This is a genomic window from Mycolicibacterium sediminis (assembly GCF_010731735.1).
In the GTDB taxonomy this organism is placed as follows: Bacteria; Actinomycetota; Actinomycetes; order Mycobacteriales; family Mycobacteriaceae; genus Mycobacterium; species Mycobacterium sediminis.
The window spans coordinates 625,150-651,562 of record NZ_AP022588.1; the positions used below are offsets into that span (position 1 = coordinate 625,150).

The following is a 26,413-nucleotide window of genomic DNA, read 5'->3' on the forward strand; positions in this document are numbered from 1 at the left end:
TTGAACTGGAAACTAACGGAAGTGTCGACTCGGGGACTGCCACCATCCGCTCTCGTGGGGTGAGCGGGTGGTGGCTTTTTGGTGCGCCGGGACCACCCGCGAGCCTGGAAGACTCGTCTCACGTGACCACCGTCCCGAATCAACAACCCATCGCAGGCTGGCGGGCCGCGGGGTTGACCCTGGGAGTCGTCATGTCCGCGGGTGCGGGCGGCAACGGCCTCGGCACCCTGGCGGGGGCGATCGTCTTCGGGACCGTGATCTACGCCCTGGTTCGCCTGCGTCGTCGAGCACCGCACGGCGCCACCACCGGCGACCTCGTCGCGTCGACGCTAGGCCGCGGCGCCGGCGAGACCGTCACCATCCTGCAACTGGCCGCCTACACGGCGTTCGCGGCGTTGAGTGCGACCGCATTCGGGCTGGCGGTGCTCTTCGCCTACGTCGACGACCCGCTGGGCATCGACACGTGGTTGTGGCCCCTTTACGGACTGGCGGCACTGACCGTGGCAGCGGTGGTCGCGTACGCGCTGCCCGCCCGCGCGACGGCCGCGATCGCCGCCGTACTGGCGGGGGTCGGCGCACTCGGACTCTTCTACGTCGCACTCGCGGTCACGGCCAAGGCGCTGACCGACCCCGACCTTCTGATCAACCCCCTTCCCGACGCCGGCCCCTGGACCGCTCTAGCCGTCATCGGTGCGCTGGCATTCGCCGCCAAGGGCGTCATCGGCGTCGAGCTGATCACCACGCAGAGCGACCGCGTCGCCTCCGTGGGCAGGCCGATGGCGACGGGCATCATCGTCGCGGCGGTCGTGGCCGTGACCTGCTGGTATGCCGTGCGGGCGGCCGATCCCGGCGTCGCCCGCATCGACGGCAGGTGGGCGACGGCGATCGCTCAGGACCTGTTCGGCGACGCTGCCCGTTACGCGTATGCGGGCATTGCCGTGTCGCTGTCACTCGCCGGTCTCCTCGCGATGATGCTCGGCATCGTCCGACTGACCGGCACCATGGAAGCCCACCGGGTCCCGGAGGTTCAGCTCGTCTCCGCCGTCGTGGTCGCGGCGCTCCTCGTGGTCGGCATGACCCGAGCGTGGCTTCACGCCGACGAGATCGTGCCCTGGGTCGCGATGTGGCTGCTGCTGCTCGTGTACGCCGTCATCATCGAGGCGAACGCCCGGCTCGACGACGGCCCGGCCGGGTGGTGGCTCCGCGTCGTGATGCCTGCGGTGTTCCTCGCGATGATCCTGCTGCCGATCGGCACGGCACGGTCGATCGTGCCGTTCCTCCCGCCGCTCGCCGTGACCCTGGTGATCGCGGTGCTCGCATCGGGCGTCGGCGCGGCGAAGGCGCGCCACGCGACTGGCTAGGCTGCGTCGATGGCCGAGCCACCGATGTCGCCGAACCTGAGCCTGACCGCTCAGGCGTGGCGATTCGTCGTCACCGGCGGGCTGTCCGCCATCGTCGACTTCGGGCTGTACGTGCTGTTCCTGCGGCTGGGTCTGCACGTGAACCTCGCCAAGACCCTCAGCTTCATCGCGGGCACCACCACCGCGTACCTGATCAACCGGCGCTGGACGTTCCAGGCGCCGCCGAGCAGGACCCGCTTCATCGCCGTCGTCGCGCTGTACGCCGTCACCTACGGCGTGCAGATCGGCATCAACTACCTCTTCTACTCGATGTGGGACGACAAGCCGTGGCGCGTGCCGGTGGCGTTCGTGATCGCGCAGGGCACCGCGACGGTGATCAACTTCGTGGTGCAGCGGGCGGTGATCTTCCGCCTGAGGTGAGTGGCCGGGCCCAGGCGGTACCCTCGTCACGATGTTCGACACCACCGACAAACGGCTGATGGGCTGGGGGCGCACTGCGCCCACCGTCGCCCACGTGCTGTCCCCCGCCGATCCCGAGGTCATCGCCGAGGCGGTCGCGCGCGCCGACGGCAGGGGCATCATCGCCCGCGGCCTGGGCCGGTCCTACGGCGACAACGCCCAGAACGGCGGCGGTCTCGTCGTCGACATGACGTCGTTGCACAGGATCCACTCGATCGACGCCGACAGCCATCTGGTCGACGTCGACGCGGGGGTCAGCCTCGACCAGCTGATGCGGGCCGCACTGCCGTTCGGACTGTGGGTGCCGGTCCTGCCGGGCACCCGCCAGGTCACGATCGGCGGCGCCATCGCCTGCGACATCCACGGCAAGAACCATCACAGCGCCGGCAGCTTCGGCGACCACGTCCGGTCGATGGAGCTGCTGACCGCGTCGGGCGACGTCCGCCACCTGACCCCCCAGGGCGACGAGTCCGAGCTGTTCTGGGCGACGGTCGGCGGCAACGGCCTCACCGGAATCATCCTGCGGGTCACGATCGCGATGACGCCGACGGAGACCGCGTACTTCATCGCCGACGGCGACGTCACCACCACGCTCGACGAGACCATCGCCTTCCACAGCGACGGCAGCGAGGCCAACTACACCTACTCCAGCGCGTGGTTCGACGCGATCAGCGCGCCGCCGAAGCTGGGTCGCGCCGCCATCTCCCGCGGGTCCCTCGCCACCCTCGACCAGTTGCCCGCGAAGCTGCAGAAGGACCCGCTGAAGTTCGACGCCCCGCAACTGCTGACGTTTCCCGACGTCTTCCCCAACGGCCTGGCCAACAAGTACACGTTCGGACCGATCGGCGAACTCTGGTACCGCAAGTCCGGCACCTACCGCGGCAAGGTGCAGAACCTGACGCAGTTCTATCACCCGCTCGACATGTTCGGCGAGTGGAACAGGGCTTACGGCTCAGCGGGTTTCGCCCAGTACCAGGTGGTCGTGCCGACCGAGGCGGTCGAGGAGTTCAAGAGGATCCTCGTCGACATCCAGCAGTCGGGGCACTCGTCGTTCCTCAACGTCTTCAAGCTGTTCGGCCCCGGCAACCAGGCACCGCTGAGCTTCCCCATCCCCGGGTGGAACGTGTGCGTCGACTTCCCGATCAAGGCCGGTCTCAACGAATTCCTCAACGGGCTCGACCGCCGCGTGCTGGAGTTCGGCGGCCGGGTCTACACCGCCAAGGACTCACGCACCACCGCCGAGACCTTCCATGCCATGTACCCGCGCATCGACGAGTGGATCGCGGTGCGCCGCAAGGTCGATCCGGACGGCGTCTTCGTCTCCGACATGGCCCGACGACTGGAGCTCCTCTAAATGGTTTTCGACGCCACGGGCAACCCCCAGGCCATCCTGCTGCTGGGCGGAACGTCCGAGATCGCCCTCGCCATCGCGGACCGCTACCTGCGCAATTCGTCTGCGCGCGTGGTGCTGGCCGACCTGCCGAACCATCCCCGCCGTGACGAGGCCATCGCGGCGATGACGGCCGCGGGCGCCAAGTCGGTCGAGTGGATCGACTTCGACGGTGTCGACACCGCGAGCCACCCCGGAGTCGTCGACGAGGCATGGCGCCAAGGCGACATAGACGTCGCCGTCGTGGCGTTCGGCCTGCTCGGCGACGCCGAGGAACTGTGGCAGGACCAGCGCAAGGCCGTGCAGATCGCCGGGATCAACTACACCGCAGCGGTATCCGTCGGCGTTCTGCTCGGCGAGAAGATGCGCGCCCAGGGTTCCGGCCAGATCATCGCGATGAGTTCGGCAGCGGGCGAACGGGTCCGCCGCTCCAACTTCGTCTACGGTTCGACCAAGGCGGGTCTCGACGGCTTCTACCTCGGTCTTGGAGAGGCGTTGCGCGAGTTCGGTGTTCGTGTCCTCGTGATCCGGCCTGGCCAGGTCCGGACGTCGACGACGATCGCGCACTGGGAGGCCACCGGCGCGAAGGAGGCGCCGTTCACGGTCGACAAGGAGTACGTCGCCGACCTCGCCGTCACGTCGGCGGCCAAGGGCAAGGAACTGGTGTGGGCTCCCGGCGCATTCCGGTACGTGATGATGGTGCTGCGCCACGTCCCGCGGCCCATCTTCCGGAAGCTGCCGATCTGACGTCCCTCGACCACTCCACGCGAGCGAGAACCGAGGTGAGCCAACCGCGGATGGGGATGGTAAAGACGGCGGGCCGGTCCGCGGCGGCGATGGCCGGTGCCGGAGCGATCGCGGTGGTGGTGGCGGTCGTCGGCCTCGTCGCCATCTCCCGCGTCGAGTGGCCGGCCTTCAACTCGAGCAACCAGCTGCACGCGCTGACCACCGTCGGCCAATTCGGTGCGCTCGCCGGCATCTTCGCCGCGGGCTGGCTGTGGCGCCGCGGGCGGCGGTGGCTCGCACGCGTCGCGGGCGCGTTCTTCCTGTCGACGTTCACCGTGGTGACGCTTGCGATGCCGCTGGGCGCGACGAAGCTCTACCTCTTCGGCGTCTCGGTCGACCAGCAGTTCCGCACGGAGTACCTGACCCGGCTCGCCGATTCCGCGGTGCCGCGCGACATGACCTACATCGGGCTGCCGCCGTACTACCCGCCGGGCTGGTTCTGGCTCGGTGGCCGCATGGCCGACCTCTCGGGCATGCCCGCGTGGGAGGCGTTCAAGCCGTGGTCGGTCATCTCGATCGCCGTGGCCGTCGCCGTCGCGCTGGCGCTGTGGTCGGCGATGGTCCGCTTCGAGCACGCGTTGATCGTCGCCACAGCGACTGCCGCGACGACGCTGGCCTACGCGTCGACCGAACCGTACGCGGCGATCATCACCGTCCTGCTCCCGCCGATCTTCGTACTGGCGTGGTCGGGGCTGCGCGGACGGACCCGATCCGGCGGGTGGGCCGCGGTCGTCGGGGTCGGACTGTTCCTCGGGCTGGCCGCGCTGTTCTACACGCTGCTGCTGGCGTACGCCGCGTTCACGCTGGTGCTCATGGCGGTTCTGCTCGCGGTGGCGCGTAGGCACTGGGACCCGCTGGTCCGGCTCGCGGTGATCGCCGTCCTCTCCGGTGCCATCGCCCTGATCGGCTGGGGCCCGTATCTGCTCGCCGCCGCCCGCGGGGCACCCGCCGACAGCGGCACCGCTCAGCACTACCTGCCCGCCGACGGAGCCCAGCTCACCTTCCCGATGCTGTCCTTCACGCTGCTGGGCGCGCTGTGCCTGCTCGGCACGCTGTGGCTGGTCGTCTACGCCCGCAGTTCGACACGGGCGGGCGCCCTCGCCATCGCGGTGCTGGCCGTCTACGGGTGGTCACTGCTGTCGATGGTCGCCACGCTCGCCGGCACCACCCTGCTGTCCTTCCGCCTGCAGCCGACCCTGTCGGTGCTGTTGACGGCGGCCGGGGTGTTCGGCTTCCTGCACGCCACCCATGCGATGGTGGCGCGCTACCAACCCGCCACCGGCCGACGGGTGGTCGCCGGCGCGACGGTGCTCGGCGCCATCGGCGCGATGACCTTCAGCCAGGACATCCCCGACGTGCTGCGCACCGACATCGCCGTCGCGTACACCGACACCGACGGGTCCGGTCAGCGCGCCGACCGCAGGCCGCCCGGCGCCGAGCATTACTACGCCGACGTCGACGCCCGGATCACCGCGGCGACCGGCCGGCCGCGCAACGAGACGGTCGTCATGACCGCCGACTTCGGGTTCCTGGCCTTCTACCCCTACTACGGCTTCCAGGGCCTCACCTCGCACTACGCCAATCCGCTCGCGCAGTTCGACGAGAGGTCGGCCGTCATCGAGGACTGGGCCACGCTGACCCGTCCCGACGAGCTGATCGCCTCCCTGGACGGGATGCCGTGGCAGCCGCCGACGGTGTTCCTGATGCGGCACGGCGCCAACGACACGTACACGTTGCGGCTCGCGAGCGACGTCTACCCCAACCAGCCCAACGTGCGCCGCTACCAGGTGACCCTCGAAGCCGCGCTCTTCGACGACCCCCGCTGGGACACCACCGACGTCGGGCCGTTCGTGTTGGCCATCCGCAAGTGACCAGCGAGGCGACCCCACCGGGGACCGCACTAACATCAAGCGCCGTGAGCCGAGAGGGATCCGCGGGGCTGTCGAGCCACCGCACCGCGCGACTCATCGCCATCGTCTCCGGCCTCCTCGGCGTGCTGCTGGCCGTGGCCACCCCGCTGCTCCCCGTCACGCAGACCACCGCCGAACTGAATTGGCCGCAGAACGGCGTCCTGACCAGCGTCGACGCCCCCCTGATCGGCTACGTCCCCACCGGCATGGACGTCTCGATCCCGTGCAGCACTGCCGCGGGCCTCACCGGATCGCGCACCGTCCTGCTGTCGACCGTCCCCAAACAGGCACCCAAGGCCATCGACCGCGGACTGCTGATCGAGCGCGTCGGCGACGACGTGCTGCTGATCGTCCGCAACACGCCCGTGGTCAGCGCGCCACTGCGCCAGGTGCTCGGCCCCGCCTGCGAACGCATCACGTTCACCGCGCACGCGGACAAGATCACCGGCGAGTTCGTGGGCCTGACGCAGACACCCGACGACGGGGACGCGACCGCCGCCGCAGAACCGCTGCGCGGCGAACGCGGCGGGTACGACTTCCGGCCGCAGATCGTCGGCGTGTTCACCGACCTGGCGGGCCCGGCACCCGAGGGACTGCGCTTCACCGCCACCGTGGACTCCCGCTACAGCACCTCGCCCACGGTGCTCAAGACGCTCGCAATGGTCCTCGGCGTGGTGCTGACGGTGATCTCCCTCGGCGCGCTGCACCGCCTCGACGTCGCCGACGGCGTCCGGCACCGACGCATCCTGCCGCCGCGGTGGTGGTCGCTGTCGCCGCTGGACGGTCTGGTCACCGTCGTCATGGTGTGGTGGCACTTCGTCGGCGCGAACACCGCCGACGACGGCTACATCCTCACCATGGCGCGCGTGTCCGAGAACGCGGGCTACATGGCCAACTACTACCGCTGGTTCGGTACCCCGGAGGCGCCGTTCGGCTGGTACTACGACCTGCTGGCCGTGTGGGCGCACGTCAGCACCACCAGCGTGTGGATGCGACTGCCGACGCTGCTCATCGGCCTGGCCTGCTGGTGGGTGATCAGCCGGGAGGTGATCCCACGCCTGGGCCACGCGGTCAAGCACAGCCGGGTGGCGGCGTGGACCGCGGCGGGCATGTTCCTGGCGTTCTGGCTGCCGCTCAACAACGGCCTGCGCCCGGAGCCGATCATCGCGCTCGGCATTCTGCTCACCTGGTGCTCGGTGGAGCGCGGCGTCGCGACCAGCAGGCTGCTTCCCGTCGCGATCGCGCTCATCATCGGCGCGCTGACCCTGTTCTCCGGTCCGACCGGCATCGCCGCGGTGGGCGCCCTGCTCGTCGCGATCGGCCCGCTCAAGACCATCGTCGCCGCCCACACGTCGCGGTTCGGCCGTCTCGCGCTGCTGGCGCCGATCGCGGCGGCGGGCACCGTCACCATCTTCCTGATCTTCCGCGACCAGACCCTGGCCGCCGAACTGCAGGCCAGCAGCTTCAAGTCCTCCGTCGGGCCGAGCCTGGCCTGGTTCGACGAGCACATCCGCTACGAGCGGCTGTTCACCACCAGCCCGGACGGATCGGTGGCGCGCCGCTTCGCGGTGCTGACACTGCTGCTCGCGCTGGCGGTGTCGGTCGCGATGACGTTGCGCAAGGGACGGATTCCGGGCACCGCGCTCGGCCCGAGCCGGCGCATCATCGGCATCACGATCATCGCCTTCCTCGCCATGATGTTCACCCCCACCAAGTGGACGCACCACTTCGGGGTGTTCGCCGGACTCGCCGGATCGCTGGGCGCCCTGGCCGCCGTCGCGGTGGCCTCCGCGGCGATGAAGTCCCGCCGCAACCGCACTGTCTTCACCGCGATCGTCCTGTTCGCCACGGCGCTGTCCTTCGCCACCGTGAACGGGTGGTGGTACGTGTCGAACTTCGGCGTGCCGTGGTCGAATGCCTTCCCCGCCTTTGGGTTCGGCTTCACGACGCTGCTGCTCGGCCTGTCGGTGGTCGCGCTGCTGGTCGCCGCCTGGCTGCACTTCTCCGGACGGTCGGACACCCAACCGAGCAAGCCGCGGCGATGGTCGAGCGTGGCGCAGGCGCCATTCGCGGTCGTCGTGTGGCTCGTCGTGATGTTCGAGGTCGTCTCGCTCACCCTCGCCATGGTCGACCAGTACCCGGCCTGGTCGGTCGGGCGCTCCAACCTCGAGGCCCTCACCGGGAAGACGTGCGGCCTGGCCGACGACGTGCTCGTGGAACGCGACTCGAACGCGGGCCTGCTGCAGCCGGTGAGCGCGCCCGCGGGCATCGCCCTCGGCGCGGGAACCGCACAGGCGTTCGGCGCCAACGGGATTCCGTCCGACCTGTCCGCGGACCCCGTCACCGAACCCCAGGGCTCGGACAACTTCGCCGAGTCCGACGGCTCCGAGTCCACCGGGAGCGAACCCGGCACCGAGGGCGGCACGACGGCCGCGGCCGGCCTGAACGGTTCCCGGGCGCAGCTGCCCTACGGCCTTGACCCGGCACGCGTCGCCGTGATGGGCAGTTGGCGCTCGGGCATCCAGCAGCCGGCCCGACTCCGGTCGGCCTGGTACCGGCTGCCACCGGCGGACCAGCGTGGGCCGCTGATCGTCATCGCCGCCGCCGGCCGCTTCGACCCCGGCGAGGTGACCATGCAGTGGGCCACCGACGAGCAGGCCCAGCGCAACGAACCCGGCGGCGTCTTCACCTTCGCCGACGTGGGATCGGCTCCCGCGTGGCGCAACCTGCGCGCCCCGATGTCGGCCATCCCGTCCGACGCCACCCAGGTCCGCCTGACGGCGAGCGACGACGACCTGTCCCCCACGCACTGGATCGCCGTCACCACCCCGCGGATCCCGGAACTGCAGACGCTGCAGGAGGTGGTCGGCTCCAGCGACCCGGTGCTCCTCGATTGGCTGGTCGGACTGGCCTTCCCGTGCCAGCGCCCCTTCGGCCACCAGAACGGCGTCACCGAGGTGCCCAGGTGGCGCATCCTGCCCGATCGCTTCGGCGCCGAGGCCAACTCTCCGGTGATGGACTACCTGGGCGGCGGACCGCTCGGCATCACCGAGCTGCTGGTGCGCGCGAGCCCGGTGCCGACCTACCTGAAGGACGACTGGTTCCGCGACTGGGGCTCCCTGCAGCGGCTCGTGCCGTGGTACCCGGGAGCCGAGTCCGCCCGCATCGATCTGGGCACGGAGACGCGCAGCGGGCTGTGGAGTCCCGCACCGCTGCGGTTGTCTTGACGGCTCGCCGCATGGCGACGCAGGGGACACGAGTCCGTCCCTTACCCTTGAGCGTCGTGCCCGCCCGGACCGTAAGACTCGTCGCGATCATCGCGGGCATCGTCGGGCTTCTGCTCTGCGCACTCACCCCGCTGCTCCCCGTCCGCCAGACCACCGCGACCATCCTCTGGCCGCAAGGCCCCGGGCCGGACGGGCTCGTCACGGACGTCACCGCCCCGCTGGTGTCGGGCGCACCCCTGGCCCTGGACGTCTCGATCCCCTGCCGGGCCGTCGCGACGCTGCCCGCCGCGGGTGGCCTGGTGTTCTCCACCATCCCGCCTGCGGGCATCGACTCCGGGCGCAACGGCCTCTTCGTCCGTGCCACGTCCGACCTGGTGACCGTGGCGTTCCGCGACACCGTCGCCGCGGTGGCGCCCCGCCCGGCCGTCGAGTCGGGTGCGTGCAGCACCCTGCACGTCCGAGCCGACGTCGGCGGCGTCGGCGCGGAGTTCGTCGGCATCCCCGGAGCGTCGGGCACCGTGCCCATCGAGAAGAAGCCACAGGTGGCGGGCGTCTTCACCGACCTGGAGGTGGCGGCACAACCCGGGCTGAGCGCCCGCATCGACGTCGACACCAGGTTCATCTCGGTGCCGACCGCGCTGAAGACCATCCTGATGGTGCTGGGCGTCCTGGCCACGGTGACGTCGCTGATCGCGCTGGCGCTGCTGGACCGCACCGCCGGGCGGCGCGTGCCCCGGCCGTGGCGACGGTTCTGGCACGCCGGGGCGGCGACCTGGCTCATCGACGCCGTCGTCGTCGGCACCTTGGCGCTGTGGCACGTCATCGGGGCGACGACCTCGGACGACGGGTACAACACCACCATCGCGCGCGTCGCGGGCGAGGCCGGCTACGTCACGAACTACTATCGCTACTTCGGCGCCGCCGAGGCGCCCTTCGACTGGTATCAGTCGGTGCTGGCTCACCTCGCGTCGATCAGCACCGCGGGTGTCTGGCTGCGGCTACCCGCCACATTGGCCGGCATCGCGACGTGGCTGCTGCTCTCCCGGTGCGTCCTGCCCCGGCTCGGCCGCAGGCTCAGCGGCAACCGGGTGGCCATGCTGACCGCGGGCGCGGTGTTCATCGCCGCATGGCTGCCCTTCAACAACGGCCTGCGGCCGGAGCCCCTCATCGCGTTCGGCGTCGTCGCGGTGTGGGTGCTGATGGAGGTCGCGATCAGCACCCGCCGGTCGTGGCCGACCGCGCTGGCGATCGTCGTTGCCGTGTTCTGCGTGACGATCGCCCCACAGGGCCTGATCGCCGCCGCGCCGCTGCTCGTCGGCGGGCGCCGCGTCGCCGGGACCGTCGCGGCCCGCCGTCCTGTCGACGGACTACTGGCCCAGCTGATCCCGCTGGCCGCCGCCGCGGGCCTGATCTTCGTCGTCGTCTTCCGCGACCAGACCCTGGCCACCGTCGCCGAGTCGGTCCGCATCAAGTACGCCGTCGGGCCGTCCATCCCCTGGTACCAGGAATTCCTGCGCTACTACTTCCTCACCGTCGAGGACAGCGTGGACGGATCGCTGACCCGCCGGTTCGCGATCCTCATCCTGCTGCTGTGCCTGTTCGGGCTGCTCATGGTGCTGCTGCGCCGCAGCAACGTGCCCGGCACGATCAGCGGCCCCGTCTGGCGGCTGGCCGGCACCACGGCCATCGGCCTGCTGCTCCTGACGCTGACGCCCACCAAGTGGGCGGTGCAGTTCGGTGCGTTCGCCGGTCTGGCCGGCGCCCTGGGCGGCGTCACCGCGTTCGCATTCGCACGCGTCGGGCTGCACAGCCGACGCAACCTCGCCCTCTACGTGACGGCGCTGCTGTTCGTCCTGGCCTGGTCGACCTCGGGACTCAACGGCTGGTTCTACGTCGGCAACTACGGCGTGCCGTGGTTCGACAAGCAGCCGGTCATCGCGGGGCAGCCCGTCACCACGCTGTTCCTGGTGCTGGCGATCGCGTGCGGCCTCCTCGCGGGCTGGCTGCACTTCCGGATGGACTACGCCGGGCACACCGAGGTCGCCGACACCGGGCGCAACCGGGCCCTGGCCTCCACCCCGCTGCTGGTGGTCGCCGTCATCATGGTGGTGCTCGAGGTCGGATCGATGGCCAAGGCCGCGGCCGGCCGCTACCCCGCGTACACCACCGCCAAGGCCAACGCCGACGCCATCCTGTCGGGCCTGTCGAGGGACAGCTGCGCCATGGCCGACGACGTGCTCGCCGAGCCGGACCCCAATGCCGGCCTGCTGCAACCCGTTCCGGGGCAGCGCTTCGGGCGCTACGGACCACTGGGCGGGGAGGATCCCGTCGGCTTCACGCCCAACGGCGTCAGCGACACCCTCGAGCCGCCGGAGCCCATCGCCGGCAACCCCGGCACCCCGGACTCCGACGGACCGGTCGACAAGCCCAACATCGGCGTCGGGTACGCCGCGGGCACCGGCGGCGGATTCGGGCCCGAGGGCGTCAACGGGTCCCGGATCTTCCTGCCATTCGGCCTCGATCCCGAGCGCACCCCGGTGATGGGCAGCTACGTCGAGCCCGGCGCCGACGGTGGTTCGGTCGCCGCCAAGGCAACCTCCGCCTGGTACCAGTTGCCACCCCGCACGCCCGACCGTCCCATCGTCAGCGTCGCCGCCGTGGGCGCCATCTGGTACTACGAGGAAGACGGCTCGTTCAACTACGGGCAGTCCCTCAAGCTGCAGTGGGGCGAACTCCGCCCCGACGGCTCCTACCGGGCACTCAACGAGGTGCAGCCGATCGACGTCTTCAACCAGCGGGCGTGGCGCAACCTGAGGTTCCCGCTGACCACCGCTCCCCCAGAGGCCAACGTCGCCCGCATCGTCGCCGACGACCCGAACCTCTCGAGTGACCAGTGGTTCGGCTTCACGCCGCCGCGCGTCCCGGTCCTGGAGACCGCCCAGGACCTGCTGGGCCGGCAGTCGCCCATCCTGATGGACGTCGCCACCGCCGCGAACTTCCCCTGCCAGCGCCCGTTCGCCGAGCACCTCGGCGTCGCCGAACTGCCCGAGTACCGGATCATCCCGAACTTCAAGCAGATGGTCGTCTCGTCGAACCAGTGGCAGTCGGCTGCCGACGGCGGACCGTTCCTGTTCATCCAGGCACTGCTGCGGACGACGGCGATCCCGACCTATCTGCGCGACGACTGGTACCGCGACTGGGGCTCGATCGAGCGCTACATCCCGGTGGTCCCGCGCGACGACGCGCCGACCGCCGTCATCGAGGAGGGTTCGACGCGAGTGTTCGGTTGGAGCCGTCCGGGACCGATCAGGGCCCTCCCGTGAGCACGACGGTGAAGGACCCGACGTCACCGGTGCGTGAGGACACCACGATCGCCAGGTGGGTGGCGACGATCGCCGGCCTCATCGGCTTCGTGATGGCCGTCGCCACGCCACTGCTGCCGGTCACCCAGACCACCGCGACGCTGAACTGGCCGCAGCAGGGGCAGTTCGGCAACGTGACGGCACCGCTGATCACGCTGTCGCCGGTGGACCTGACCGCGACCGTGCCGTGCGAGATCGTCCGGACGCTGCCCGCCAAGGGCGGCCTGATCCTCGGCACCGCACCTGCTCGGGGTCGCGACGCCGCGCTGAACGCGATGCTGGTCAACGTCACCCCCGCCGAGCCGGGAGCCGGCAGCGGCCGCGTCGACGTCATCGTGCGCAACGTCGTGGTGGCGAGCGTCGCCCGCGACCGCGTGGCGGGACCGCCCGGCGGCGCCCCCGGCTGCTCGAGCATCGACATCACCTCGACGCAGGACGGCACGTTCGCCGACTTCGTCGGTCTGACGAAGCCGGACGGATCACCCACCCGCAGCGGCTATGCCGACCCGAACCTGCGGCCCGCGATCGTCGGCGTGTTCACCGACCTGACCGGACCGGCGCCGCCCGGCCTGACGTTCTCGGCCACCATCGACACCCGGTTCACCTCGCATCCGACCGCGCTAAAGCTGACGGCGATGCTGCTGGCGATCGTGTCGACCGTCATTGCGCTGCTGGCACTCTGGCGTCTGGACCGCGCCGACGGGCGGCGGATGCACCGGCTGATCCCGTCGCGCTGGCGGACGGCGAGCCCCGTGGACGCCGTCGTCGTCGGCGGCTTCGCGCTCTGGTACGTGATCGGCGCGAACTCGTCGGACGACGGCTACATCCTCGGCATGGCGCGGGTCGCCGACCACGCCGGTTACATGTCGAACTACTTCCGCTGGTTCGGCAGCCCCGAGGACCCGTTCGGCTGGTACTACAACCTGCTGGCGTTGATGACCCGGGTGAGCGACGCGAGCCTCTTCATCCGCCTGCCCGACCTCATCTGCTCGCTGGTCTGCTGGCTGCTGCTGTCCCGGGAGGTGCTGCCCCGCCTCGGGCCGGCCGTTCTCACCAGCCGCGCCGCGATGTGGTCGGCGGGTCTGGTGCTCATCGCCGCGTGGATGCCGTTCAACAACGGCCTGCGCCCCGAGGGCCAGATCGCCACGGGCGCACTGATCACCTACGTCCTGATCGAGCGCGCGATCACCTCCGGCCGGCTCACCCCGGCGGCGCTCGCGATCACCACCGCCGCATTCACCCTGGGGATCCAGCCGACCGGTCTCATCGCCGTGGCAGCGCTGGTCGCGGGCGGTCGTCCGATCCTGCGCATCGTGATGCGCAGGCGCCGGCTCGTCGGGACCTGGGCGCTGGTGCTGCCGCTGCTGGCCGCCGGGACGATCGTGCTCACCGTGGTGTTCGCCGACCAGACGCTCGCAACGGTGCTGGAGGCCACCAGGATTCGCACCGCCATCGGCCCGAGCCAGGAGTGGTACACCGAGAACCTGCGGTACTACTACCTGATCCTGCCCACGACCGACGGCGCGATCGAACGCCGCGTCGCCTTCCTGTTCACCGCGATGTGCCTGTTCCCGTCGCTGTTCCTGATGCTGCGACGCAAGCGAGTGCCGGGCGTGGCCCGCGGTCCCGCGTGGCGGCTGATGGGCGTCATCTTCGGGACCATCTTCTTCCTGATGTTCACGCCCACCAAGTGGATTCACCACTTCGGCCTGTTCGCCGCCGTCGGCGCGGCAATGGCGGCGCTGGCTACGGTGCTGGTGTCACCGGTCGTGCTGCGGTCGGCGCGCAACCGGATGACGTTCCTCTCGCTGGTCCTCTTCGTGCTGGCCCTGTGCTTCGCCTCGACCAACGGCTGGTGGTACGTCTCCAACTTCGGTGTGCCGTTCAACAATTCGGTCCCCAAGCTCGGCGGGGTCACCGTCAGCACGGTGTTCTTCGTACTGTTCGCCGTGGCGGCGGCCTGGGCGTTCTGGCTGCATCTGTCGAACCGCCAGGAGTCGCGCCTCGTCGACCGGCTCACCGCGGCCCCGATCCCGCTGGCCGCCGGTTTCATGGTCCTGGTGTCGATGGCGTCGATGATCGTCGGTGTCGTGCGGCAGTACCCGACGTACTCCAACGGCTGGGCCAACGTGCGCGCCTTCGTCGGTGGATGCGGGATGGCCGACGACGTCCTGGTCGAACCCGACTCGAACGACGGGTTCCTGTCGGCGCTGCCCGGTGGCCCAGGTCAAACCCCCTGGGGACCCCTCGGCCCCCTCGGGGGCATCGGCGCGTCGGGCTTCTCGCCCAACGGCGTCCCGGACCGGATCATCGCCGAGGCGATCCGGCAGAACAATCCGCAGCCCGGCACCGACTACGACTGGACCCGCCCGATCCGTCTCGCGCGGCCCGGGGTCAACGGTTCGACGGTGCCGCTGCCCTACGGCCTCGACCCGGCCCGGGTGCCGATCGCGGGAACGTATTCGACTGCGGCACAACAGGTGAGCAAGTTGACGTCGGCGTGGTACGGACTGCCGGCGGCGGACGACGCGCACCCGCTCGTCGTCGTCACCGCCGCCGGCACGATCGCCGGTCGCAGCGTCACCGACGGCGTCGACTCCGGTCAGCTGGTCGAACTCGAGTACGCCACGGCCGGTCCGGACGGCGCCCCGGTGCCCGCGGGACGCGTGGCGCCCTACGACGTCGGGCCGACGCCCGCGTGGCGGAACCTGCGCTACCCGCGCGACCAGATCCCCGCCGACGCCGTCGCGGTGCGCGTGGTCGCCGAGGACCTCTCCCTGAGCCAGGGCGACTGGGTCGCCGTCACCCCGCCCCGCGTGCCCGAGGTGCGGTCGGTCCAGGAGTACGTCGGGTCCACCCAGCCGGTGCTGATGGACTGGGCGGTCGGACTGGCATTCCCGTGCCAGCAGCCCATGCTGCACGCCAACGGCGTCACCGAGGTCCCGAAGTTCCGCATCTCGCCGGACTTCAACGCCAAGCTGCAGAGCACCGACACGTGGCAGAACGGACTCGAAGGTGGCCTCCTCGGCATCACGGACGTCCTGCTGCGCGCCTCGGTGATGTCGACCTACCTGTCGCAGGACTGGGGTCAGGACTGGGGCTCGCTGCGCCGCTTCGACACCGTCGTCGACGCGACTCCCGCTCAGATCGACCTCGGAACCGCCACGCACAGCGGGCTGTACAGCCCCGGGAAGATCCGGATCAAGCCGTAGGTGCGGCATTCCCGTCGTACCGCCCGCGAGATCTGCGTGGGCGTCGCTGCGGGCGTCTGACCACGACGCCCCGCGGCAGCGAGGGTCAGGTGCCCGGCACGTCGTTCGCTGCGGGATCGGTGTTCTCCCGGGTGATGTCGTCGCGGCAGTCGTCCCGGCCGGCACCGGTCTGCTCCATGCAGACCGACACGGGCGGGCCGTCGCTCGCGGCGGATTCGATGGTGGGCGCGGTGATCTCACCGGGGTAGAGCGACCACAGCGCCGACTCGGTCGACGGCATGTGCGCGCAGTACGCCGGTGCGCCGCGCTCGGTGCGGCCCGCGGCGCCCAGCGTTTCGCAGTCGGCGCCCACCACGACCACCGGCAGCGTCACCCGGCCCTCCGCCTGGGTGACCTGCCGGCGCTCCCGCCGGTCGTCGAACGCCAGGAACGCCACCCCGGCAACGACCAGCGCGACCAGGACCGCCGCACCGGCGACCACGGCCGTCCGGCGGCTGCGAGGTGGCGGCGCGGCATGCACCCGGGCGTGCCGCGGACCGCTGCGGCCCTGCGTCCCGACGCGCTGCGCCAGGGCCTCGGCGAACTGGACACACGTTTCGAACCGCTGCCGGGGCGCCTTGGCGAGGGCCTTGTCGAACACCGTTCCCAGAGAGGTCAACTCGGGCCGCTTGGAGCCGATGGGGGGTGGCGCGGTGGTGAGGTGCTGACTGATGACCACGGCCGGGTTCGAGTGCTGGAACGGCGGGCTGCCCGTGAGCAACTGGTACGCGGTCGCCGCCAGCGCGTACTGGTCGGCACGACCGTCGACCTTCTCGCCGGTGAGCTGCTCGGGGGCGGCGTAGGCGACGGTGCCGACCGTCATGTTGGTGCCGGTCAGGTTGCTGGTGTCGTCGGCGCGGCGGGCGATCCCGAAGTCGGCCAGCATGATTCGCTCGCCGTCCACCCCCGGGTTGGCGAGCAGGACGTTGGCCGGCTTCACGTCGCGGTGGGTGAGACCCTTCTGGTGGGCGTAGTCCAGTGCCTGGGCCACCGCCGTGACGAGCCGCACGACCAGGTCGGTGGGCATGCCCGAGGGATACCGCTTCAGCAGTTCGCCGGCGTCGGTGCCCTCGACGTAGGCCATCGCGATCCACAACCGGCCGTCGACGTCGCCGCGGTCGTGGATCTCGACGATGTGCGGATGCCAGAGCGTGGCCGCGATCTCGGCCTCGCGAGTGAAGCGCTCGCGGTACTCGTCGTCGGCACACACGGTCGCGGCCAACACCTTCAGAGCGTCGTGGCGTGGCAGCCGGGGATGACGGGCCAGGTACACCTCGCCCATACCGCCGACGCCGATCGACCGCACGATGGTGTAGCCGGCGATCACGTGACCCTCGGCGAGCGGCATGGGGCGAATCCTAGTGCGGGACTAGATCGGCGTCAGGCCGTGCTTGCGCTGCACGCGCGAGATCTGCTTGTCGGCCAGCAGCCGCATCGCGCTGCGCAGGAGCAGCCGCGTCTGGTGCGGCTCGATGACCCCGTCGATGTAGCCGCGCTCGGCGGCGATCCACGGCACCGCGAGGTGGGCGTTGTAGCCCTCGACGAAGTCCGCGCGGATCTTCTGCACCTCGGGTGCGGTCGGATCGGGGAACCGCTTCACCAGCAACTGGGCGGCACCGTCGGCGCCGATCACCGCGATGCGTGCCGTCGGCCACGCGAAGTTGAGGTCGGCCGTCAGCTGCTTGGAACCCATCACCGCGTACGCGCCGCCGTAAGACTTGCGAATGGTGATGGTGACCTTCGGGATGTCGGCCTCGACGACGGCGTTCAGGAAGCGGCCACCCCGCTTGATGATGCCGCCCTTCTCCTGCTCCACGCCCGGCATGAAGCCCGGGGTGTCCACCACGAACACCAGCGGCGTGTTGAACGAGTCGCAGAAGCGCACGAAACGGGCGGCCTTGTCGGACGCCTCGTTGTCGATCGCGCCCGACATGTACATCGGCTGGTTGGCGATCACGCCGACCGGACGGCCGCCGATGCGAGCGAAGGCCGTGATGATCGCGGGACCGGCCTGCTCGGCGACCTCGAAGACGTCGCCGTCGTCGAAGATCCGCAGCAGGATCTCGTGCATGTCGTAGGCCGTGTTGTCGGCGTCGGGCACGATCGCGTCGAGTTCGTAGTCGAACGGCGTCAGCTCCGGCTCGAGGCCGGGGTTGACGATCGGCGCCTCGTCGAAGGTGTTGGCGGGCAGGAAGCTCAGGTAGTCGCGGACGTACTGGAACGCCGCGGACTCCGACTCCACCACCTGGTGGATGTTGCCGTACCTCGCCTGGGCGTCGGCGCCGCCGAGTTCGTCGAGCGAGACGTCTTCGCCGGTGACGTCCTTGATGACGTCAGGGCCGGTGACGAACATGTAGCCCTGATCGCGAACCGCGACGACCAGGTCGGTCTGGATGGGCGAGTAGACCGCGCCGCCGGCGCACTTGCCGAAGATCAGCGAGATTTCGGGCACCAGCCCGCGCAGTAGCTCGTGACGGCGGCCCAGCTCGGCGTACCACGCCAGCGACGTCGCGGTGTCCTGGATGCGGGCACCCGCGGAGTCGTTGATGCCGATGATCGGGCAGCCGACCATCGCCACCCACTCCATCAGCTTGGCCACCTTGCGGCCGAACATCTCGCCGACCGACCCCTGGAAGACGGTCTGGTCGTGGCTGAACACGCCCACCGGGCGGCCGTTGATCAGACCGTGGCCGGTGACGACGCCGTCCCCGTAGAACGCACCCGGGTCACCCGGGGTCTTGGCCAGCGCGCCGATCTCCAGGAAGGTGCCGGGATCGAGCAGCGAGTGGATCCGTGCCCGTGCCGACGGGATCCCCTTCTTGTCGCGCCGGGCCCTGGCCTTCTCGTCGCCGGGGTCCTTGGCCAGCTCGAGTCGCGCGCGCAGATCGGCGAGCTTCTCGGCCGTGGTGTGCGGCTTCGCGGGGGTGGCGGCTTCGGTCACTTCTGCTCGCTCTCGGCCGGGGTGCGGTGGGACGACTCGCTCTGTGCCCGACTGATCGCTTCGCTCATGTGGGCACCTACTTTCGCAATGTACGGCTCGTCGATGGCCTGGATGTGCTCGCCCCCGATGGGCACCACTTCGAGGTCCTTCGTGAACTCGCCCCACCCGCCGTCGGGCTTGCGGGTCGCATATGCGGGCTCGAACGTGATGGCGTCGTCGTGGTAGCGGTCGGCCATGTACAGCACGACGTGCCCGTCGTACGGCTTGATGTCGACCGTCGCCAGCACCCGCTGGTCCAGGTACGACGTCCGCTGGTGCTCGATGATGCCGCCCGGGATTTGCACGCCGGCCTCGCCGACCGCGTTCAGCACGTACTGCACCTGTCCGGCGTCGTCGAGCTTCTCCAGATCCTCGTACGGGATCTCCGGGATCTGCACGTTGAACGTCTTCTCCGCGAACTTCGCGTAGCGGTCCCAGCGCTTGCGGGTCTCCTCCTGCGTGTGCAGGATCGGCTCACCCGGCAGCACGCAGTCGATGAGCCCGACGAACGACACCTCGGCACCCGCCTGCTCGAGCCCGATCGCGCAGGCGTACGCCAGTGCGCCACCCAGCGACCAGCCGGTCAGCAAGAACGGCTTGCCCTTCTCTCCGTCGATCCAGCCATTAAGTTCGAGCAGCTTCGGCACGTACTGCGCCGCCCGCTCCTCGATGGTGCCCTCGACGCGCTCCAGCCCGATCATCGGCGTGCCCGGCGGGAGCCGCTTCAGCAGCGGCTCGTAGACGACCGTCGACCCGCCCGCAGCGTGGAACACGTAGACGGGCACCTGGTCGTCGGACTCGGCCTTGCGGATGGTCCGGACGAAGCCGTCGAGTTCACCTGCCTCCAGGAACTCGCGCACCGTGGACGCCAGCTCCTCGACTGTCTGCGCCCTGCGCACGTCGTCTGCCGTGATGGTGCCCTCGGCGCGCTCGGTGAGGCGTTGCGCCATCTTCTCGGCCGACGCGTCGTCGAGCGTCGGCAGCGGGTTGAAGATGCCGCCCGGCGACTTGCCGGTGACGATGGCCCACGTCGCGAACGTCACGCGCTCGGCGGCGTCACGCGGGGGCACGTCGGAGTTGAGCGCCTCGGCGACGGCCTTCTGGTTGAGCACCTGAGCGGTCGCGGTCGCGGCGCTCGGAGCGGCCGGACCCGTCGGGTTGGTCGGCGGCGGCGGGACGGCCGGACCGGTCGGGTTGGTCGGCGGCGGCGGGACCGCGGGGCCCGTCGGGTTGGTCGGAGGCGCGGGCACCAGTGCGGCATCGGTGGCGACGGGATCCGGTGTCGTCTCCTTGGCGTCCGCGGCGATCGGGTGACCTGCCTCGGCGAGCTTGGCCTCGAGTTCGGCGACCGTGCTGGCGCCGCCCATCAGCTCGGCCTGCGCCGAGGCGATCTCCTCGGCGGTCTGGCCCTTCTGCTGCTCGGCCAGTTCCACCACCTCGTCGCGGTGGTCGATCGCGTACTGGATCAGCCGCTCGACCGCGTACAGGTTCGCGTCGCGGACGGCGGTCAACTGGATCGGCGGCAGGTCGAAGTCGTACTCGACGCGGTTCTTGATGCGGACTGCCATTAGCGAGTCCAGACCGAGTTCGATCAGCGGCACCTCCCACGGCAGGTCCTCGGGCTCGTAGCCCATGGCGCTGCCGACGATGGTGCCCAGCCGTTCGGCGATGGTCTCCCCGCTGTCCGGCGACCACTTCTTGAATCCTGCCGCGAGTCCCGCACCGGCGGTGAGGTTGTCGGACAGGATCGCCGCGTCGTCGGCGGGCTCCTCGACGGGAGCCTGCGGAGCGACGGCGGCGTCGGTGGCCACCGCCGTGCCCGCGGGGGCGGCGGCGGGTAGCGCGCTCGCGACACCGCCACGGGTGACGATCGCGTCGTAGACGAGGGTGAACGACTCGTCGATCCGTGCGTGCACCTGCACCGTCGCGCCACCGGGGTGGCGGGTCAGGGTGGTCACCAGCCGGGCGTCGTCGGCGGGCACCGCACGCTGCTCGGAGGCGGTGAGCGTGGCATCCGGAAGCACCTGCGCCGCAGCGGCCTTGACCAACGCGACCGGATCGGTGGCGGCGCGCGGCACGTACTCCCACACGTGCCTGCCGTCCGGCGTCGCGACGTGGTTGCCCGGCATCACGGCCGAGCTGTCACCGGTGAAGTGGGCGTCGAGCCAGTGCGGCTTGCGCTTGAACCGGGTCGGCGGGATCGCCGCGTAGTCCGTCTCCGGGTTCTCCGCCTTCGAGAACAGCGTCCGGAAGTCGAGGTCGTGGCCGTAGACGAACAGCGTCGCCATGGCCGTGGTCATCGAGTCGACCTCGTCCTGCTTGCGCGCGAGCGTCGCGATGAGCTGCGCGTCGTGCAGACCGGCGCTGGCGGTCGTCAGCCCGACCTGCATGAGCGCCACCGGATTCGGCGCCAACTCCAGGAACGTCGTGTGCCCGTTGTCGACGGCGTTGCGGATGCCGTGCGTGAAGTACACGCTGTGCCGCAGGCCCTTCTTCCAGTAGTCGACGTCGTGGATTGCGTCGGTCCCCGCGCGGACGAGGCTGCCCTCGTGCACCGTCGAGTAGTAGGCGGTCTGCAGCGGAAGTGCCTCGATGCCTTGGATTTCGGCGGCGAGTTCGCCGAGCAGCGGGTCCATCTGCTGGGTGTGGCTGGCACCCTTGGTCTGGAACTTGCGGGCGAACTTCCCCTCCGACTCGGCACGCGCGATGATCGCGTCGACCTGCTCGGGCGGACCGCCGATGACGGTCTGGGTCGGCGCCGCGTAGACGCACACCTCGAGGTCGGGGTAGTCCGAGAAGACCGTCTTGATCTCCTCGGCCGAGTACTCGACGAGCGCCATCAGCCGGATGTACTCGCCGAACAGCATCGCCTCGCCCTCGCCCATCAGGTGGGCGCGCGAGCAGATGGTGCGCGTGGCGTCCTCCAGCGAGAGCCCGCCGGAGAAGTAGGCGGCGGCCGCCTCGCCGAGCGACTGGCCCACCAGCGCACCGGGTTTCGCGCCGTGCGCACGCAGCGTCTCGCCGAGGGCGACCTGGATGGCGAAGATCACCGTCTGCGTGGTCTCGATGCCGTAGTCCTGCGAGTCGTCGAGGATGAGTTCGACGACCGAGTAGCCGCGCTCGTCCTGGACGTAGGCGTCGACCTTGTTGATCCAGTCGGCGAACACCTCGTCGCGCAGGTAGAGGTTCTTGCCCATCTTGCGGTGCTGCGCGCCGAATCCGGCGAGCACCCAGACGGGTCCGTTGGTGACGGGGCCGTCGGCGGCGAGCACCAGGGGGCTCTGCTTGCCCTCGGCCAGGGCGCGCAGACCCTTGACGGCCTCCGCGTGATCGTGGGCCAGCACGATCGCCCGGGAGCGGCCGTGATTGCGCCGCGACAGCGACCGGCCGATGGCCTCCAGGCTCGTGGCCTGACCGTCGGGGCTCTCGATCCAGTCCGCCAGTTCGGCGGCCGTGGACCGCTTGCGCGAGGTGAGGAAGCCCGAGACGGCCAGCGGCACCAGCGCGTTGGTCGGCTCGGTGGCCTCGAGTTCTTCGCGCGCCACCTCCAGCAGACGCAGCGCCTCGTCGGTGAGCCCGGGCAGTTCCGGCTCGTCGGACTCGGCGCCGGCGGTGACGCTCAACTCCGCGTCCTCGTCGTCGTCGTCGAGGCTGAATTCTCTTCGCGCAAGCGGCTCATCGACAAACTCGCCGTACTCGTCCATCCGGACGCCACCGACGTACACCGCGCCGGCGTCGTCGTTGGCCGGCGTGACGACCACGACGTCGGGCTGCGGCTCCGGCTCGACGAGGTCCTCCGGCAGCACCTCACGCAGCACCAGATGCGCGTTGGCGCCGCCGAACCCGAAGCCCGAGACGCCGGCGACGGCGTGCCCGCTGTAGCGCGGCCAGTCACTGACGACGTCGTTGACCTTGAGGTGTTCGCGTTCGAAGTCGATGTAGGGGTTGGGTCCGGCGTAGTTGATCGACGGCGGCAGCTTGTCGCGCTTCAGCGACAGCGCCACCTTGGCCAGGCTTGCCGCACCGGCTGCGGACTCCAGGTGACCCAGGTTGGACTTGACCGCACCCAGCAGCGCCGGCTTGTCCGCCGCGCGGCCACGGCCGATGACGCGACCCAGCGCGTCGGCCTCGATGGGGTCACCGAGGATGGTGCCGGTGCCGTGCGCCTCGACGTAGTCGACGGTCTTCGGATCGATGCCTGCGTCGCGATAGGCGTTGCGCAGCACCATTTCCTGAGCGTCGGGGTTGGGGGCGAGCAGACCGTTGGAGCGGCCGTCGTGGTTGACCGCGCCGCCGGCGATGATCGCCAGCACGTCGTCGCCGTCGCGCCGCGCGTCCTCGAGGCGCTTGAGCACCAGCATGCCGCCACCCTCGGAGCGCGCGTAGCCGTCGGCGTCCGCGGAGAACGACTTGATCCGGCCGTCGGGCGCGAGCACGCCGCCGACCTCGTCGAAGCCGACCGTCACCATCGGGGTGACGAGCGCGTTGACGCCACCGGCGACCACGACGTCGGCGTCACCGGCGCGCAGCGCCTTCACGCCCTCGTTGACGGCCACCAGCGACGACGAGCAGGCGGTGTCGATGGTCATCGACGGCCCGCGGAAGTCGAAGAAGTACGACACCCGGTTCGAGATGATCGCGCTGGAGTTGCCGGTGATCGCGTACGGGTGTGCGACCGACGGATCGGACAGCGCCATGATCATGTAGTCGTTGGTCGAGCTGCCGACGTAGACGCCGACGTTCTCGCCGCGCAGCATCGACGCCGGAACCCTGGCGTTCTCCAACGCCTCCCACGTGAGTTCGAGTGCCATCCGCTGCTGCGGATCGATGTTGTCGGCCTCCATCTTCGACAGCGCGAAGAACTCGGCGTCGAAGCCCTTGATGTCCGACAGGTAGCCGCCGCGCGTACGCGCCCGGGCCACCCGCTCGGCGATGCGGGGCTCGGAGAGGAACTCCGACCACCGGCCCTCGGGAACGTCGGTGATGGCGTCGCGGCCCTCGAGCAGCGCCTCCCACATCTCGTCGGGAGTGTTCATGTCGCCCGGGAAGCGCGTGCCGACGCCGACGATGGCGATGTTCAGCCGGCCGTCCTCGATCGGGCCGCCCGGACGGGACCAGTCCTCGTCGGCTGCCGCGTCGAGGTCGATCTCCGGCTCGCCCTCGACGATGACCGTCGCCAGCGACTCGATGGTCGGGTGCCGGAAGGCGATCGTGGCGGTGAGCGTGACGCCCGTGAGGTCCTCGATGTCGCTGGCCATCGCCACGGCATCGCGCGAGGACAATCCGAGTTCGACCATGGCGACGGACTCGTCGATGGAGTCGGCGTTCTGGCCGGTCGCGTTGGCGATCCAGTTGCGCAGCCACTCTCGCAGCTCCGTCACCGTCATGTCGGTCCGGGCCGGCTGGTCGACGGCCGGGGCGAACGGCGTCGTCGCGTCGTCGTTGGCGGGAATCAGTTCGTCGCTCATGATCACTTCACTCTCGCCGCCGAGCGGCTCGCGTTTGGCTGTTAGTCAGTCGCGTCGGGGAAGTCGTTGGCGATCTTCCCGGCGCGCAGACTTCCGTCGAGATAGGCAGTGCGGCACGCGCGCCTGCCGATCTTGCCGCTGGAGGTCCTGGGGATGGCGCCCGCGGCGGTGAGGAGCACGTCCCGCACCGTGACGCCGTGCCGCACGGCGATCGCCGCGCGGATGTCGTCGGTGATGGGTCCCGGGTCGAGCTTGTGCGCTCCGGGCGCACGCTCGCCGACGATGACGAGTTGTTCGCTGGTGTCGTCGGGATCTCGCTTGAGACCGGCGTGCGCGTTGGCGAACACCTCGTCGGGTAACTGGTTCGCCGGCACCGAGAACGCCGCGACGTAGCCGACGCGCAGCGCCTTGGTGGACTCCTGCGCGGAGTACTCCAGGTCCTGCGGGTAGTGGTTGCGTCCGTCGATGATGACGAGGTCCTTCACGCGACCGGTGATGAACAGCTCGCCGTTGTGGAAGGCGCCGTAGTCACCGGTGCGCACCCACGTCGCGTCGTCGGCCGCGCCCTCGGCGTGCGACGGGTTGGTGCGGGACTTGAGGGTGTTCTGGAACGTCTCGACGGTCTCCTGCGGCTTGCCGTAGTACCCGGTGCCCATGTTCTGGCCGCTGATCCAGATCTCCCCGATCTGGTCGTCGGGGAGTTCGGTCGCCGTCTCGGCGTCGACGATGACCGCCCACTCGGCAATGCCCACGATGCCCGCACCCGCCTGGGCGACGGCGCTGGCGGCGCTCTCGTCGACCTCGGTGAAGGTGCCCGTGTTCAGGGCCTCACGGTCGACGTGGACGATCGTCGGGGTGCCACCGATCGGCGTCGTCGACACGAACAGCGTGGCCTCGGCCAGCCCGTATGACGGCTTGACGGCCTGGGGCTTGAATCCGAACGGCCCGAACGCGTCGTTGAACCGGCGCACGGTGGCCGCGGAGATGGGCTCGCTGCCGTTGAGCAGCGCCTTGACGTTGGACAGGTCCAGCGGCGGCTCGCCGTCCTTGGGCACGCCGCGGGCCGCGGCGTGATCGAAGGCGAAGTTCGGGGCCACCGAGATGACGCTGCCGATGTCGTCGGGCTTGCGACCCATCTCGCGGATCCAGCGGCCGGGCCTGCGGACGAACGCCGCGGGGGTCATGAACGTGAAGAAGTGGCCGATCATCGGGGCCAGAAGCACGGTGATCAGACCCATGTCGTGGAAGAAGGGCAGCCAGGACAGACCGCGGTCGCCCTCCTCGCCGTCGAGCGCCTCGATGATCTGCACGACGTTGGTGGCCAGGTTCAGGTGGGTGATCTGCACACCGGTCGGGATGCGCGTCGACCCCGACGTGTACTGCAGATAGGCGACGGTCTCGATGTCGACCGGGATCTGCTCCCATGTGACGCCGACCTCGTCGGGGATGGCATCGACCGCGATGACGCGCGGTCGCTCGTTGGCGGGCCGGCTGCGAAAGAACTTCCGGACGCCCTCGGCGGCCGCGGTGGTGGTGAGGATCGCCGACGGCTTGCAGTCGTCGAGCACGGCGTGCAGGCGTCCGACGTGGCCGGGCTCCGACGGGTCGAACAGCGGCACCGCGACGCGGCCCGAGTACAGCGCGCCGAAGAACGCCACGATGTAGTCGAGGTTCTGCGGGCACAGGATCGCGACGCGGTCACCGGGTTGGGTGACCTGCTGCAGTCGGGCGCCGACGGCCTTGTTGCGAACGCTGAACTCGGCCCAGTGCAGGTCCCGGGCGACGCCGTCGCGCTCGGTCGAGAAGTCGAGGAACCGGTAGGCGAGCTTGTCGCCCCGGACCTTGGCCCACTTCTCGACGTGCTTGACCAGGCTCCCGTTGTCCGGGAACTTGATCAGTCCGTCCTTGAGGAACGGGTTGTGAAATCCCATGTCGCTTCTCCTGTCAGACCGCATCCACGGGCATCGCCGATGACTCGCGGTGGTTCATTCGGGGCGGCACCGGAAACCCCGAGCGGAAAGCCTCGAGCAATGCTCGCGCGCAGATGCCAAACCCTTGGAATTCTACCGGGCGGTTCCTGGGTTATCCGGGATCGCCGAACCGACACCCTGGTGACGGGACGACCGGCTTCTCTTCGGAACCGCTCTTACGCTTCTCTTAATGTTAGGTGACCACGTCACCGGGGCCAAATCCCGGGCCACACGCGATGGCCAATCGTG

The 26,413-nt window shown here is 70.0% G+C and carries 12 protein-coding genes; 8 read left to right on the forward strand and 4 right to left on the reverse strand.

The features are described from left to right. Window positions 1-122 precede the first annotated feature (122 nt). The 8 genes from G6N64_RS03125 to G6N64_RS03160 are packed head-to-tail and all read left to right on the forward strand — an operon-like array spanning window position 123 to window position 15,707. Window positions 123-1,361 carry a hypothetical protein gene (locus G6N64_RS03125; protein ID WP_163795560.1) on the forward strand — a complete coding sequence of 413 codons (1,239 nt, stop codon included), beginning with the start codon at window positions 123-125 and terminating at the stop codon, window positions 1,359-1,361. A 24-nt stretch (window positions 1,362-1,385) separates the two neighbouring features. Continuing rightward, window positions 1,386-1,781: a GtrA family protein gene (locus tag G6N64_RS03130; RefSeq protein WP_163801400.1), complete on the forward strand. Its 396-nt coding sequence runs from the start codon at window positions 1,386-1,388 to the stop codon at window positions 1,779-1,781. Between the two features lie 31 nt (window positions 1,782-1,812). Continuing rightward, complete coding sequence (gene dprE1, locus G6N64_RS03135) at window positions 1,813-3,174, forward strand: decaprenylphosphoryl-beta-D-ribose oxidase (protein ID WP_163795561.1); 1,362 nt, start codon at window positions 1,813-1,815, stop codon at window positions 3,172-3,174. Then, window positions 3,175-3,957, forward strand: coding sequence for a decaprenylphospho-beta-D-erythro-pentofuranosid-2-ulose 2-reductase (gene dprE2 / locus G6N64_RS03140; RefSeq protein ID WP_163795562.1), 783 nt, complete (start codon window positions 3,175-3,177; stop codon window positions 3,955-3,957). A 50-nt stretch (window positions 3,958-4,007) separates the two neighbouring features. Then, window positions 4,008-5,867 (forward strand): galactan 5-O-arabinofuranosyltransferase, encoded by a 1,860-nt coding sequence (locus G6N64_RS03145; protein WP_174266746.1) that lies wholly within the window; start codon window positions 4,008-4,010, stop codon window positions 5,865-5,867. After that, a complete protein-coding gene (locus G6N64_RS03150) occupies window positions 5,864-9,133 on the forward strand; it encodes an arabinosyltransferase domain-containing protein (protein ID WP_163795563.1) in 3,270 nt (1,089 codons plus the stop codon). The genes G6N64_RS03145 and G6N64_RS03150 overlap by 4 nt, the downstream gene beginning before the upstream one ends. Window positions 9,134-9,189: 56 nt before the next feature. Continuing rightward, window positions 9,190-12,456 (forward strand): arabinosyltransferase domain-containing protein, encoded by a 3,267-nt coding sequence (locus tag G6N64_RS03155; RefSeq protein WP_246230907.1) that lies wholly within the window; start codon window positions 9,190-9,192, stop codon window positions 12,454-12,456. Beyond that, window positions 12,453-15,707, forward strand: a complete 3,255-nt coding sequence (locus G6N64_RS03160) for an arabinosyltransferase domain-containing protein (RefSeq protein WP_246230908.1) — start codon at window positions 12,453-12,455, stop codon at window positions 15,705-15,707. The genes G6N64_RS03155 and G6N64_RS03160 overlap by 4 nt, the downstream gene beginning before the upstream one ends. An 85-nt stretch (window positions 15,708-15,792) precedes the next feature. Here G6N64_RS03160 and G6N64_RS03165 read toward each other — a convergent pair whose 3' ends face one another. The 4 genes from G6N64_RS03165 to fadD32 form a co-directional block, all read right to left on the reverse strand. Continuing rightward, entirely contained in the window at window positions 15,793-17,094 is a 1,302-nt protein-coding gene (locus tag G6N64_RS03165; protein WP_163795565.1) for a serine/threonine-protein kinase, read from the reverse strand. A gap of 21 nt (window positions 17,095-17,115) precedes the next feature. Next, window positions 17,116-18,687 carry an acyl-CoA carboxylase subunit beta gene (locus tag G6N64_RS03170; RefSeq protein WP_163795566.1) on the reverse strand — a complete coding sequence of 524 codons (1,572 nt, stop codon included), beginning with the start codon at window positions 18,685-18,687 and terminating at the stop codon, window positions 17,116-17,118. After that, the gene (gene pks13, locus G6N64_RS03175) at window positions 18,684-24,113 is read right to left on the reverse strand and encodes a polyketide synthase Pks13 (RefSeq protein ID WP_246231181.1); all 5,430 of its coding nucleotides are present in this window, start codon (window positions 24,111-24,113) and stop codon (window positions 18,684-18,686) included. The genes G6N64_RS03170 and pks13 overlap by 4 nt, the downstream gene beginning before the upstream one ends. 122 nt (window positions 24,114-24,235) lie before the next feature. Continuing rightward, on the reverse strand, window positions 24,236-26,125 hold the full coding sequence (gene fadD32 / locus G6N64_RS03180; RefSeq protein ID WP_163795568.1) for a long-chain-fatty-acid--AMP ligase FadD32: 1,890 nt from the start codon (window positions 26,123-26,125) through the stop codon (window positions 24,236-24,238). Window positions 26,126-26,413: the final 288 nt, after the last annotated feature.